This is a genomic window from Pseudomonas sp. UYIF39 (genome assembly GCF_029963765.1).
GTDB lineage: Bacteria > Pseudomonadota > Gammaproteobacteria > Pseudomonadales > Pseudomonadaceae > Aquipseudomonas.
In genome coordinates, this window is sequence record NZ_JALBYU010000026.1 from 46,430 (window position 1) to 59,853 (window position 13,424).

General features: G+C 59.9%; 12 protein-coding genes. 8 read left to right on the top strand and 4 right to left on the bottom strand.

All coding sequences use genetic code 11. From position 1 onward, the window contains the following. Positions 1-110: 110 nt before the first annotated feature. Complete coding sequence (locus MO767_RS25910) at positions 111-587, bottom strand: nuclear transport factor 2 family protein (RefSeq protein WP_282482852.1); 477 nt, start codon at positions 585-587, stop codon at positions 111-113. 57 nt (positions 588-644) lie between these two features. Then, complete coding sequence (locus MO767_RS25915; protein ID WP_282482853.1) at positions 645-1,208, bottom strand: TetR family transcriptional regulator; 564 nt, start codon at positions 1,206-1,208, stop codon at positions 645-647. Between the two features lie 216 nt (positions 1,209-1,424). Between MO767_RS25915 and pssA the strand changes: the two genes are divergently transcribed. From pssA to MO767_RS25950, 7 genes are all read left to right on the top strand, one after another. Beyond that, the gene (gene pssA, locus MO767_RS25920) at positions 1,425-2,768 is read left to right on the top strand and encodes a CDP-diacylglycerol--serine O-phosphatidyltransferase (protein ID WP_282482854.1); all 1,344 of its coding nucleotides are present in this window, start codon (positions 1,425-1,427) and stop codon (positions 2,766-2,768) included. A gap of 126 nt (positions 2,769-2,894) precedes the next feature. Continuing rightward, positions 2,895-3,911 (top strand): AraC family transcriptional regulator, encoded by a 1,017-nt coding sequence (locus tag MO767_RS25925; RefSeq protein ID WP_282482855.1) that lies wholly within the window; start codon positions 2,895-2,897, stop codon positions 3,909-3,911. Between the two features lie 249 nt (positions 3,912-4,160). Beyond that, positions 4,161-5,825, top strand: coding sequence for an AMP-binding protein (locus tag MO767_RS25930; RefSeq protein ID WP_282482856.1), 1,665 nt, complete (start codon positions 4,161-4,163; stop codon positions 5,823-5,825). A gap of 16 nt (positions 5,826-5,841) precedes the next feature. Then, positions 5,842-6,603, top strand: a complete 762-nt coding sequence (locus MO767_RS25935; protein WP_282482857.1) for an SDR family NAD(P)-dependent oxidoreductase — start codon at positions 5,842-5,844, stop codon at positions 6,601-6,603. Positions 6,604-6,615: 12 nt separating this feature from the next. Further along, a complete protein-coding gene (locus MO767_RS25940) occupies positions 6,616-7,809 on the top strand; it encodes an acetyl-CoA C-acyltransferase (RefSeq protein ID WP_282482858.1) in 1,194 nt (397 codons plus the stop codon). 9 nt (positions 7,810-7,818) lie between these two features. Continuing rightward, on the top strand, positions 7,819-8,946 hold the full coding sequence (locus MO767_RS25945; RefSeq protein ID WP_282482859.1) for an acyl-CoA dehydrogenase: 1,128 nt from the start codon (positions 7,819-7,821) through the stop codon (positions 8,944-8,946). Positions 8,947-8,960: 14 nt separating this feature from the next. After that, entirely contained in the window at positions 8,961-9,734 is a 774-nt protein-coding gene (locus tag MO767_RS25950; RefSeq protein ID WP_282482860.1) for an enoyl-CoA hydratase, read from the top strand. Positions 9,735-9,873: 139 nt separating this feature from the next. Here MO767_RS25950 and MO767_RS25955 read toward each other — a convergent pair whose 3' ends face one another. After that, positions 9,874-11,025: an acyl-CoA dehydrogenase family protein gene (locus MO767_RS25955; protein WP_282482861.1), complete on the bottom strand. Its 1,152-nt coding sequence runs from the start codon at positions 11,023-11,025 to the stop codon at positions 9,874-9,876. A gap of 3 nt (positions 11,026-11,028) precedes the next feature. After that, the gene (locus tag MO767_RS25960; protein WP_282482862.1) at positions 11,029-12,135 is read right to left on the bottom strand and encodes an enoyl-CoA hydratase/isomerase family protein; all 1,107 of its coding nucleotides are present in this window, start codon (positions 12,133-12,135) and stop codon (positions 11,029-11,031) included. A 448-nt stretch (positions 12,136-12,583) separates the two neighbouring features. Here MO767_RS25960 and MO767_RS25965 point away from each other — a divergent pair, with 448 nt between their 5' ends. Further along, complete coding sequence (locus MO767_RS25965) at positions 12,584-13,363, top strand: transporter substrate-binding domain-containing protein (protein WP_282482863.1); 780 nt, start codon at positions 12,584-12,586, stop codon at positions 13,361-13,363. The last annotated feature ends 61 nt before the right edge of the window (positions 13,364-13,424 follow it).

A 13,424-nucleotide genomic window follows, 5' to 3' on the forward strand; every position in this document is an offset into this window, starting at 1 on the left:
CCCCTGTGGGAGCGAGCTTGCTCGCGATGGCGTCATCAAATTCAACATCATTGTTGACTGATCGACCGCTATCGCGAGCAAGCTCGCTCCCACATTTGTTCGGTGTCGGTTTATAGGCCCAGGTCGGACAGGCTTGGGTGATCGTCAGGGCGACCGCCCAGCGGCCAGTGGAACTTGCGATCACTTTCCTTGATCGGCATGTCATTGATGCAGGCAAACCGATTGGCCATCAAACCGTTCTCGTCGAACTCCCAGTTTTCGTTGCCATACGAGCGGAACCAGTTGCCCGAGTCGTCGTGCCACTCATAGGCATAACGCACGGCGATGCGGTTGCCGGTAAAGGCCCAAAGTTCTTTGATCAGGCGGTAATCCAGTTCCTTGGCCCATTTGCGCGTCAGGAAACCTTTGGCTTCTTCGCGGTTGTAGGCGAACTCGGCGCGGTTGCGCCACTTGGTGTCCAGGGTGTAGGCCAGCGACACGCGTTCCGGGTCGCGGGAGTTCCAGCCGTCTTCGGCCAGGCGTACTTTTTCGATGGCCGATTCACGGGTGAATGGCGGCAATGGCGGACGAACTTCGGCATTAGACATTTAATAGTCTCCCTATCAAAGTAAAGTTCTAGCAAGTTGTCGGGCTTGGTTAAAGTGTTACAGGTCCAATAACTTTCGCGCCATGCATTGCGCATTATCGGCGGCACTGTGATCACCCATGACAAGCGCCACGGTAATAGCACCGTCGATCAGGATCAGCATCTGTTTGGCCAGCGTCTCCGGGTCTGTGGCGCCATGTTCGGTGCAGAGCTCGCGCACGTAGTCGAGCAGCTTCTGTTTGTGGTCTTTGGCAACCAGGCGAACCGGGTCTTGCGGGTCACCGGTTTCGCCGCTGGTGTTGATGAATGCACAGCCACGGAAGCCTTCAGAGGCGAACCAGGCCTTGAGTACGGTAAACAGGGTGAGCAGCCGGCCGGCCGGGGTTTCGGCCTGGTCGACTTCGCTTCTGTACCAATGCATCCAGCGCACATCACGGCGTTGCAGGGCCGCGACGGTGAGCTCCTCCTTGTTGGCGAAGTAGCGGTAAATGCTCTTTCTGGAGACGCCGGCGGTTTTCACCAGAAGATCCATTCCGGTGGCCGCGATGCCACTTTTGTAGATCAACTTTTCGGTGACATCCAGAATGATGTTGCGTGTGTCATTGCTGATTATTTCGTTCATGTGGCGAAGGGTAGAACGATCGTTCTCCTTGGTCAAGTAGCTATTTTTGTCGCCTGGCAAATCGTTTTCGCGAGCAGGCTCGCTCCCACAGGGGAATGCATTTCCATGGGGGAGCGAGCCTGCTCGCGAAGGGGCCATTACAGTCAGTAACAAGACCCGAACCGATCCATGGTGTAAGCTCTCGGGTTCTTCGGATTCGACCTTTTTGCGAGCCCTATGCCGTCGCTTTTCAAACGCTCTCTGCTGCCCAAACTGCGCAGTTTTCCGCTGACCGCCGATGCCGTCACCATTCTTTCCGGCGCTGCCGAGTACCGCCGTTGCCTGCTGGAAAAAATCGCCAGCGCCACCCGGCGCATCTATATCGTCGCGCTCTATCTGCAACAGGATGAAGCCGGCCAGGAAATTCTTGATGCCTTGCACGCGGCCAAACTGGCGCGTCCGGAACTGGACGTGGTGGTGGTCGTTGACTGGCTGCGCGCTCAACGCGGCTTGATCGGCGCCGGCAAGCAGCCAGGCAACTCGGCCTGGTATCAGGAAGCCACCCGTACTCACGAAAGCGTTGTGCCGGTGTATGGCGTTCCCGTGCAGACCCGTGAGCTGTTCGGCGTGCTGCATTTGAAAGGCTTCGTGATCGATGACTGTGTGATCTACAGCGGCGCGAGCCTGAACAACGTTTACCTGCACAAATTCGACAAGTACCGCTACGACCGTTATCACCTGCTAAATAGCAGCGCGCTGGCCGATTCGATGCAGCACCTGATTCAGCACGGTCTGATCGCCTCCAAAGCGGTGCATCGTCTTGATTTGCCGAACCTGCCGACCACCCGCAGCCTGCGCAACGACATCGGCGACTTGCGCAGCCGCCTCAAGCACGCGGCGTACGACACCACGACAGGCACCACGGAAAAGGGCGGTTTGTCGGTCAGCCCATTGCTCGGTGTCGGCAAAAACAACCCGTTGAGTCGGGTGATTTGCGAGTTGATCGCTAGCGCTCAGCAGCAACTGACCATCTGCACGCCATACTTCAACCTGCCGCTGGCCGTGACCCGGGAAATCAACCGGGCACTGGCGCGGGGCGTGAAGATCGACATCATCGTCGGCGACAAGACGGCCAACGACTTTTACATCCCGCCGAGCGAACCGTTCAAGGTGATTTCGGCGCTGCCGTACCTTTACGAGATCAGCCTGCGGCGTTTCGCCAAGCGTCATCATCGCTGCGTCGACAGCGGCCAGTTGAACCTGCATCTTTGGCGTGATGGCGACAACACCTATCACCTCAAGGGCATGTGGATCGATCAGCGCTACACCTTGCTGACCGGCAACAACCTCAACCCGCGGGCGTTCCGTCTTGATCTGGAAAACGCCTTGCTGATTGATGATCCGAAAGGCGAGTTGTTAGAGCCGCGTCGTAATGAGCTGGCGGAAATTTTCGAGAACACCCGCCGCATCGAGCGTTACCAGGAACTGGGAACGCTGCTGGAATACCCGGCGGGGGTGGCCAAGTTTCTCAAGCGCGTGAGTCGTGTGCGGATCGAGCGGTTGCTCTATCGGATTTTGTAAGGCTTAAAAGCAAAAGATCGCAGCCTCCGACAGCTCCTACGGGTGTACGTCATCCCACTGCAGGAGCTGCCGAAGGCTGCGCTAATATGCCCACCACTCAAACAAGAACAAGGCTTGCCTCGGCCAATGTCGGAAAAAGACACCATCTCCATTCAACTGGTGCGTGAAGCGCTGTTGCAAAGTTGCGCCCCCGGTGCGACCACCGATGAGGCATTGAACAAGGTCGGCATCGATCCGGCATTGCTGCAAACCACCGATGCCCGCGTCCCGGCCACAGCTTATGCGCGTCTGTGGCGTTTACTGGCGCGGCGTGGGGACGACGAGTTTTTTGGCATGGACCCGCGCAAGCTCAAGTCCGGCAGCCTGGAGTTTCTCTGTCGCTGCTCTATGGTCCAGCCGAGCCTGGCCGCCGGTCTGACCTCGGGCTTGAGCTTTTTGTCGTTGATGCTCGAACACCTGCCCGCACAGCTGGTTCGTCAGCAAAGCCTGGCGGAAATCGTCCTGCTCGAAGACGACCAGGACCCGCGCCGCGCCTTCACTTATTTCACTTACTGGATGATCGTTCACGGCGTCGCCTGCTGGCTGGCGGGGCGGCGGATTCCGATCCTGGCCATCGAGTTGCGCTGCCCGGCACCGGACTTCTGCGATGACTATCAGGTGATGTTTTCCGAGAACCTGCGTTTCGACCGGCCGCGCACACGGATGATTTTCTCCGCCGAGTGCCTGGACTTGCCGATCAAGCGCAGTCCGGAAGAACTCAAGCGTTTCCTGGCCCATGCGCCGGCCAATATTCTGGTCAAGTACCGCGCCCCGGAGAGCCTGGCCAGCCGGATAAAGCATGATTTACGGCAACTGCCCGCCGAACACTGGCCGGAAACCGAACCCCTGGCGCAACAGTTGTGTATGTCGGCTTCCACCCTGCGTCGGCGCCTGGCTGAAGAGGGCCAGACTTACCAGGGGCTCAAGGACAGCGTGCGCAAGGAATTGGCGATTGTCTGGCTCGCCGAACCTGCGATTAGCTTCGCCGAGATCGCCACGCGGCTGGGGTTTGCCGATACCAGCTCTTTCTACAAGGCGTTTCGCAAGTGGTCCGGGTCAAATCCGGGGCATTACCGCAGCCTGATCCTCAATGAGGCTGACTGATCCGAAGCCTGTGGTGTCTGGGCTGACGCTATCGCGAGCAAGCTCGCTCCCACAGGGGGACGCATTCCAAATGTGGGAGCGAGCTTGCTCGCGATGACGCCCTTACAGGCGCCACATCTCTCAAATCTTGGCCAAACCAGTCACGCAACTTGATAGCTTTGACCATTGTCCCGCGCCCCGCGCAGAGCGAGTATTTCCCTGTTATTCAAGGTTCCCCCAGCCTAATAAAAATACAAAGGGATTCTGGCAATGCGCGATTATTTGTCTGCTACATCACAGTTCAATTATCAGCACACCGTCGACGCCGCACTCGCGGGCGATTTGACTGCCCTCAATGCCTGTGTCGAGTGTTGCGACCGGCATGCCTTGCCGGGGCGCATCGCACTGTTCTGGGAAGGCCGCGACGGCGCCAGCGCGACCTACACCTTCAGCGACTTGCAGGACAAAGCTGCGCGATTCGCCAATTTCCTGCTGGCCCAAGGCGTGAAAAAAGGCGACAAGGTGGCCGGTCTCCTGCCACGTAACATCGAATTGCTGATCACCGTATTCGCCACCTGGCGCATCGGCGCGGTCTACCAGCCGCTGTTCACGGCATTCGGCCCCAAAGCCATCGAACACCGCCTCAGCTCCTCTGGCGCCAAAGTGGTGGTCACCGACGCGGGCAATCGCTCCAAACTCTCTGAAGTCGCCGACTGCCCGACCATCGTCACCGTCGCTGGCCCCAAAGGCCAAGGCATTGTCCGCGGCGATTACAGCTTCTGGGCCGAACTGGCCAATTATTCTGCTGAGTGCGAACCGGTCCTGCTGACCGGTGAAGACCCGTTCCTGCTGATGTTCACCTCGGGCACCACCGGTCCGTCGAAAGCGCTGTCCGTTCCGCTCAAGGCCATCGTCGCCTTCCAGAGCTACACCCGTGACGCCGTGGACTTGCGCCCTGAAGACGCCTTCTGGAACGTCGCCGATCCGGGCTGGGCCTATGGCATCTATTTCGGTGTTACAGGTCCCATGGCCATGGGGCATCCGATCACCTTTTACGATGGCCCGTTCACCCTCGAAAGCACCTGCCGGGTGATCAACAAATACGGTATCACCAACCTCACCGGTTCGCCGACGGCCTATCGCCTGTTGATCGCGGGTGGCGACGAGTTCGCCCGCTCGATCAAGGGCAAGCTGCGCATTGTCAGCAGTGCCGGCGAGCCGCTGAATCCGGAAGTGATTCGCTGGTTTGCCGACAACCTCGGTGTGGTCATTCACGATCATTACGGCCAGACCGAACTGGGCATGGTCCTGTGCAATCACCATGCTCTGGAGCATCCGGTCCACATGGGCGCCGCCGGTTTCACTTCGCCAGGTCACCGCATTGTGGTGCTGGACGACGAGTACAAAGAACTCGGCGTCGGCCAGCCGGGCATTCTGGCCATCGATCGTACCCAGTCGCCGATGTGCTGGTTCGCCGGTTACGAAGGCGCACCGACCAAGGCCTTCGTCGGCAACTATTACCTGAGCGGCGACACCGTCGAGTGGAACCCGGACGGCAGCATCAGTTTCGTTGGTCGCAGCGACGACGTGATCACCACCTCCGGTTATCGCGTCGGTCCGTTCGACGTGGAAAGCGCGTTGATCGAACACCCGGCCGTGGTCGAAGCGGCAGTGGTCGGCAAACCCGATCCAGAGCGTACCGAACTGGTCAAAGCCTTTGTCGTGCTCAGCGCGCAATACCGCGCTGCACCGGAACTGGCCGAAGAACTGCGTCAACACGTGCGCAAACGACTGGCCGCGCACTCGTACCCTCGTGAAATCGAATTTGTCAGCGAATTGCCGAAAACCCCTAGCGGCAAATTGCAGCGCTTTATCTTGCGCAACCAGGAAATCGCCAAGGCTCAAGAGGCCGCCGCGAAGAACGTTTCAGCTTGAATCCAAGGAAACAATGATGCAGATCGAAAACAAGGTTTTTCTCGTCACCGGCGGTGCGTCCGGCCTCGGTGCGGCCACCGCTGAAATGCTGGTCGCGGCGGGCGCCAAAGTGATGCTGGTGGACATGAACGCCGAAGCCGTTGCGGCCCAGGCTGAACGTCTTGGCGCGCAAAGCGTGGTGGCGGACATCAGCAACGAAGCCGCGGCGCAAGCCGCTGTGCAGGCGACGGTCAAAGCCTTCGGTGGCCTGAATGGTCTGGTCAACTGCGCTGGTATCGTGCGCGGTGAGAAGATCCTCGGTAAGAACGGTCCACACGTGTTGGCCAATTTCAGCCAGGTGATCGACGTCAACCTGATCGGCAGTTTCAACATGCTGCGCCTGGCCGCTGCGGCGATTGCCGAAACCGAAGCAGATGTTGATGGCGAGCGCGGTGTAATCATCAACACCGCCTCGGCTGCAGCCTATGACGGCCAGATCGGCCAGGCTGCGTATGCCGCCTCCAAAGGCGCGATCGTCAGCCTGACCTTGCCCGCCGCTCGTGAACTGGCGCGCTTCGGCATCCGCGTGATGACCATCGCCCCCGGCATTTTCGAAACCCCGATGATGGCCGGCATGGCTCCGGAAGTCCGCGCGTCCCTGGCGGCCGGCGTGCCGTTTCCGCCACGTTTGGGCAAACCGAGCGAGTATGCCGGGCTGGTCAGGCATATCATTGAAAACAGCATGCTCAATGGCGAGGTGATCCGTCTCGATGGCGCCTTGCGCATGGCCGCCAAATAAGGAGGATTTGTCATGACTATTTCCAACGATCCCATTGTTATCGTCAGCGCCGTCCGCACCCCGATGGGTGGTTTCCAGGGCGAACTGAAAAGCCTGACCGCACCGCAACTCGGTGCTGCGGCGATTCGCGCTGCTGTCGAGCGTGCCGGTGTGGCGCCAGACTCGGTTGAAGAAGTGCTGTTCGGTTGCGTCCTGTCCGCCGGCCTCGGCCAGGCCCCGGCGCGCCAAGCCGCACTGGGCGCCGGGCTGGATAAATCGACCCGTTGCACCACTCTGAACAAAATGTGCGGTTCGGGCATGGAAGCGGCCATTCTGGCCCACGACATCCTGGTGGCCGGCAGCGCCGACGTGGTCGTCGCCGGCGGCATGGAAAGCATGTCCAACGCCCCGTATCTGCTGGACCGCGCCCGCAGCGGTTACCGCATGGGCCACGGTCGTGTGCTTGATCACATGTTCCTCGACGGTCTGGAAGACGCTTACGACAAAGGTCGCCTGATGGGCACCTACGCCGAGGATTGCGCTGAAACCAACGGTTTCACCCGCGAAGCCCAGGACGCGTTTGCCATTGCCTCGACCACCCGCGCGCAGCAGGCGATCAAGGACGGCAGTTTCAAAGACGAGATCGTGCCGCTCACCGTGACCGTCGGCAAAGAGCAGGTGCTGATCAGCAACGACGAACAACCACCGAAAGCCAAACTGGACAAGATCGCTTCCTTGAAACCGGCGTTCCGCGACGGCGGCACGGTGACGGCGGCGAACTCCAGCTCCATTTCCGATGGTGCTGCGGCGCTGGTGTTGATGCGCCGTTCCGAAGCTGAAAAGCGCAGTTTGAAACCGCTGGCAGTGATTCACGGCCACGCCGCGTTTGCCGACACCCCGGGCCTGTTCCCGGTGGCACCGGTGGGCGCGATCGAGAAGCTGATGAAAAAAACCGGCTGGTCGCTGGACGAAGTCGATCTGGTCGAAGTCAACGAAGCCTTCGCCGTGGTCAGTCTTGTGACCATGACCAAACTGGAAATTCCCCACGAGAAGGTCAACGTTCACGGCGGCGCTTGCGCCCTCGGTCACCCGATTGGTGCGTCTGGCGCGCGGATCCTAGTGACCTTGCTCTCGGCCTTGCGCCAGAAAGGCCTGAAGCGCGGCGTTGCAGCGATCTGCATCGGCGGCGGTGAAGCCACGGCCATGGCCGTTGAATGCCTGTACTAAGGAATCACTATGCTCCCGACTGACGAACAACTTCAGATCAGCGACGCGGCGCGGCAGTTTGCCCAGGAACGGCTGAAACCGTTCGCCGCCGAATGGGACCGCGAGCATCGCTTCCCCAAGGAAGCCATCGGCGAGATGGCGGAACTGGGCTTCTTCGGCATGTTGGTGCCGGAAGAGTGGGGCGGTTGCGACACCGGTTACCTGGCCTACGCCATGGCCCTGGAAGAAATCGCGGCCGGCGACGGCGCCTGCTCGACCATCATGAGCGTGCACAACTCGGTGGGTTGCGTGCCGATTCTGAAGTACGGCAACGACGACCAGAAAGAACGCTTCCTCAAACCCTTGGCCAGCGGCTCGATGCTCGGGGCTTTTGCCCTCACCGAACCGCAGGCCGGCTCCGACGCCAGCGGCTTGAAAACCCGCGCGCGTCTGGAAGGCGATCACTACGTGTTGAATGGCTGCAAACAGTTCATCACCTCCGGGCAGAACGCCGGGGTGGTGATTGTGTTCGCCGTGACTGATCCGAGTGCCGGCAAGCGTGGCATCACGGCGCTGATCGTGCCCACCGATTCACCGGGCTACAAAGTCGCACGGGTCGAAGACAAGCTCGGCCAGCATGCGTCCGACACCTGCCAGATCCTGTTCGAAGACGTGAAGGTGCCGGTGGCCAACCGCTTGGGCGAGGAGGGCGAAGGTTATCGAATCGCCCTGGCCAACCTCGAAGGCGGCCGGGTCGGCATCGCTTCGCAGTCGGTGGGCATGGCCCGCGCCGCGTTCGAAGCCGCCCGCGACTACGCCCGAGAGCGTGAAAGCTTCGGCAAGCCAATCATCGAACATCAAGCGGTCGCGTTCCGCCTGGCGGACATGGCAACCCAAATCGCTGTGGCCCGGCAGATGGTGCATTACGCGGCGGCATTAAGAGACAGCGGCAAGCCGGCCTTGGTCGAAGCGTCCATGGCCAAGCTGTTCGCCTCGGAAATGGCCGAGAAGGTGTGCTCCGCAGCCTTGCAAACCCTCGGTGGTTACGGATACTTGAACGATTTCCCGCTGGAGCGGATCTACCGCGACGTGCGGGTCTGCCAGATCTACGAAGGCACCAGCGATATTCAGCGCATGGTCATTTCGCGCAATCTTTGAGAAGGAAGCTACTTGTGAACTACGAAACGATTTTGCTGGAAACCCACGGTCGTGTGGGCCTGATCACCCTGAACCGTCAGCAGGCGCTGAATGCGTTGAACGCGCAGATCGTCAGCGAGCTGAACCACGCCCTCGATGGCCTGGAAGCCGATTCAAACATCGGCTGCATCGTGCTGACCGGCTCGAAAAAAGCCTTCGCGGCCGGCGCCGATATCAAGGAAATGGCCGAACTGACCTACCCGCAGATCTACCTCGACGACCTGTTCAGCGACAGCGATCGCGTGGCTAACCGCCGCAAGCCGATCATTGCCGCCGTCAACGGTTACGCCTTGGGCGGTGGATGTGAACTGGCGCTGATGTGCGACTTCATCCTGGCCGGCGACAACGCCAAATTCGGTCAGCCGGAAATCAACCTCGGCGTACTGCCGGGCATGGGCGGCACCCAGCGCTTGACCCGCGCGGTGGGCAAGGCCAAGGCCATGGAAATGTGCCTCAGCGGTCGACTGATCGATGCGGTGGAAGCGGAGCGTTGCGGGATTGTGGCGCGGATTGTTCCGGCTGATGAGCTGCTGGAAGAAGCGTTGAAAGTCGCGGCGCTGATTGCCAAGAAGTCGTTGCCGATTGCGATGATGATCAAGGAAAGCGTCAACCGCGCATTTGAAGTGAGCCTGTCGGAAGGTGTGCGCTTTGAGCGTCGGGTGTTCCATGCGGCGTTTGCGACGCAGGATCAGAAGGAAGGGATGGCGGCGTTTATTGCCAAGCGTGAGGCCGAGTTCCAAGGTAAGTGATGTAGCGTCCTCACTGACGTCATCGCGAGCAAGCTCGCTCCCACAGTGGATTAGCGGTGTTCACAGATCTTGTGTACACAGAAGAACCCTGTGGGAGCGAGCTTGTCTCCGGGCGGCGATCCGACGATGCTTTTGGGCATCACACCAAGTAGTGCTTCAGCTCCCGAGCAATCACCATCCGCTGTATCTCGCTCGACCCTTCATAAATCTGCGTAATCCGCGCATCCCGGTAATAACGCTCTACCGGGTAATCCTCCAGATACCCGTACCCGCCATGAATCTGCATCGCCGACGAACACACTTTCTCGGCCATCTCGGATGCAAACAGCTTCGCCTGTGAAGCCTCCGACAGACACGGCTTGCCGGCACTGCGCAACCGCGCGGCATGCAGGATCAGTAAACGTGCAGCATTCAACCGGGTGTGCATGTCGGCCAGCATGTTGGCGATGCTCTGGTGCTCGATGATCGGCTTGTTGAACTGCACCCGATCCCGCGAGTAGGCCAGCGCCGCTTCAAATGCCGCGCGAGCAATGCCCAACGCCTGCGCCGCGATGCCGATGCGGCCGCCTTCAAGGTTCGACAGGGCGATTGCCAAACCTTTGCCGCGCTCACCCAACAGGTTGGCTTCGGGAATCGTGCAGTTGCTCAGGGTCACCGCGCAGGTATCGGAAGCACGGATGCCCATCTTGTGTTCGGTGCGATCAACGATGAAACCGGTTGTATCGGTTGGCACCAGGAACGCCGAGATGCCGCGCTTGCCCAGGTCCGGATCGGTCACCGCGAACACGATGGCCAGTTTCGCCCGTTTGCCATTGCTGACGAATTGCTTGGCGCCGTTGATCACCCACTGACCATCGCGCAGTTCGGCGCGGGTGCGCAGGTTGTGGGCTTCGGAACCGGCCTGCGGTTCGGTCAGGCAGAAGCAGCCGATGGCCTGTCCGCTGGCCAGATCCGGTAGCCAGGTCTGTTTCTGTTCTTCAGTGCCGTAGTTGAGGACCGGACCGCAGCCCACTGAGTTGTGAATGCTCATCAGTGCGCCCGTGGCGCCGTCGCCGGCCGAAATCTCTTCCACCGCCAAGGCGTAGGCGACGTAATCGACATAGGTGCCGCCCCATTCCTCAGGCACCACCATGCCCAGCAGACCCAGTTCGCCCATTTTCGCCACCAGACCGTCATCGATCCAGCCGGCCTTTTCCCAGGCCTGTGCGTGGGGTGCGATTTCGCCGCGGGCAAAGTCCCGGGCCATGTCGCGGATCATGACTTGCTCTTCGCTCAATTCGATATCGTGCATGGCTCAGCTCCCGCTTTGGTCAAAACCCGTGAAGAAACTCGCGACGTGCTCGGCGTCCAGCGCCTGCAAGGTCGGCGGGTTCCAGCGCGGTTTCTTGTCTTTGTCGATCAGCAAGGCGCGCACGCCTTCGATCAGGTCGCCGCGCTCGAACCACTGACGGTCCAGGTGCAGCTCAAGGGCGAAGCAGTCTTCCAGACTCAAGTGCCGACCACGACGGAGCATTTCCAGGGTCACGCCCATGGCCAGCGGTGAACGGCTTTCCAGCAGGTCGGCGGTGGTCGTGGCCCACTCGTGGCTGTCGGCGACCGTTACTTCACGCAATTGCTCAACAATACTCGGCACATCGGGCAGGGCGAAGAAGTGATCGATGGCCGGGCGCAACGCCGCCAAAGGTGGTGCCGGCAGTTGTTGCACGGCGAGTTTCGCCAGCAGGCCTTGAAGGTCCTTCAACGGTGTTTCGTGCCATTCGAGCTGATCGAGTTGCTCGTCGAGAGTGCCCAGCCTGTCGCTTTCCAGGTACCAGTCGGCCAGGCCGCAATAGAGCGCATCGGCCGCGCGGATCTGCATGCCGCTGACGCCTAGGTAAATCCCCAGTTCACCGGGAACGCGTGGCAGGAAATGGCTGCCACCGACATCCGGGAAATAACCGATCGCCACTTCCGGCATTGCCAGACGGCTTTTCTCGGTGACCACCCGCAAGTCAGCGCCTTGCACCAGGCCCATGCCGCCACCCAGGACAAAACCGTCCATCAAGGCGAGCACAGGTTTGCAGTAATGGTGAATCGCGAGGTCGAGGGCGTATTCCTCAACGAAGAAATCTTCGTGCAGCGTGTCGCTGTTTTTGAAGCTGTCGTACAGCGAACGGATGTCGCCGCCGGCACAGAACGCCTTCTCGCCAGCACCGCGCAATACCACTGCGTGTACGTGCGGATCCAGTGCCCAGGCGTCGAGCTGACGCTGCAGATGGCGCACCATGTCCAGGGTAATGGCGTTGAGGCCGGCGGGGCGATTGAGGGTCAGGTGACCGATGTGGTTGCGAACCTCGGCCAGCACTTCGTTTTGCGTGGCATCCTTGGACGAAGTCCCCTTCGATGAAACCTGAGCAGTCATCACTAACTCCCTGCTTTTATTGTTCTTTATAGAGAAGCTCGCGCGCGAGCGATGCTGGATCGTAACAGTGCAAATTTGTGATGTACAACCGGGATATGTGCAGGTCTCGTCTGCATTTTTGTAATGCTGGAGAAGAGTTCCTCTGTGAAAACGGCCGTGGACCGGGCTCACGACAGATTCGGCTGTCGAAACAGCCTTATCAGCGCAATCCGGGTGTCTATACCGGCCCGTACGACACCTGCGCCCGATCATCTGTTGGCATTCTGGCCTCGGGTTTGAAGCCGTCTGTGCCGAGGGTTTCAGGCCGGGTGCCGCTGAGTGCGGCCCACCGTGCAAAACAATAAGAACGCTGTTGCGGTGTTAGCCGCATCGACTCTCTGTTCCTGCCCATAAAGGTGGCCTGGTTAGCCTGGCCGCGATAACTCCAAACAAATCGGGATTCAAGAAGATGAAGACTAGATGGCTGAGCTTGTCGGTACTCGCATTGCTGTGCTGCACCACCGGCGCCAGTGCCAAGGAATGGAAAGAGTTGCGATTTGGCGTCAACCCCAGTTACCCACCCTTTGAGTCCACCACCGCCGATGGCGGCGTGCAGGGCTTTGGCGTGGATTTGGGCAACGCGATCTGCACCGAATTGAAGGTGAAATGCGTGTGGGTCAGCAATGACTTCGATGGGCTGATTCCGGCGCTCAAGGCAGGTAAGTTCGATGCCATCGAATCGTCGATGACGGTGACCGATGCACGCAAAAAACAGATCGACTTCACCGATCGTCTGTATGCCGGACCGACCGCTATCGTCACCCGCAAGGATTCCGGGCTGCTGCCCACCGCCGAGTCGCTGCAGGGCAAGACCATCGGCTACATGCAGGGCACGATTCAGGAAACCTACGCCAAAGCCAAGCTGGGGCCGGGCGGCGTGAAACTGCGGGCCTATCAAAATCAGGATCAGGTCTACGCCGACTTGGTATTTGGCCGTCTCGACGCCTCCATCCAGGACAAGATGCAGGCGCAAATGAGTTTTTTGACTTCCCCCCAAGGGGCTGACTTCAAGAACAGTGAAGGCATCAGCGACCCGTTGGTGCCATCCGACATCGCCATCGGCGTGCGCAAGGACAACGAAGAACTCAAAGGCATGCTCAATGCCGCCATCAAGGCCCTGCATGACAAGGGCATCTACGCGCAGATCCAGCAGAAACACTTCGGCGATCTGGACCTCTACAACAACTGATCCCCGCGCCCCGAAGGCTGCGTCCTGGTAACAGGCGCAGCGCTTGCGCGCGGGCGCCTCA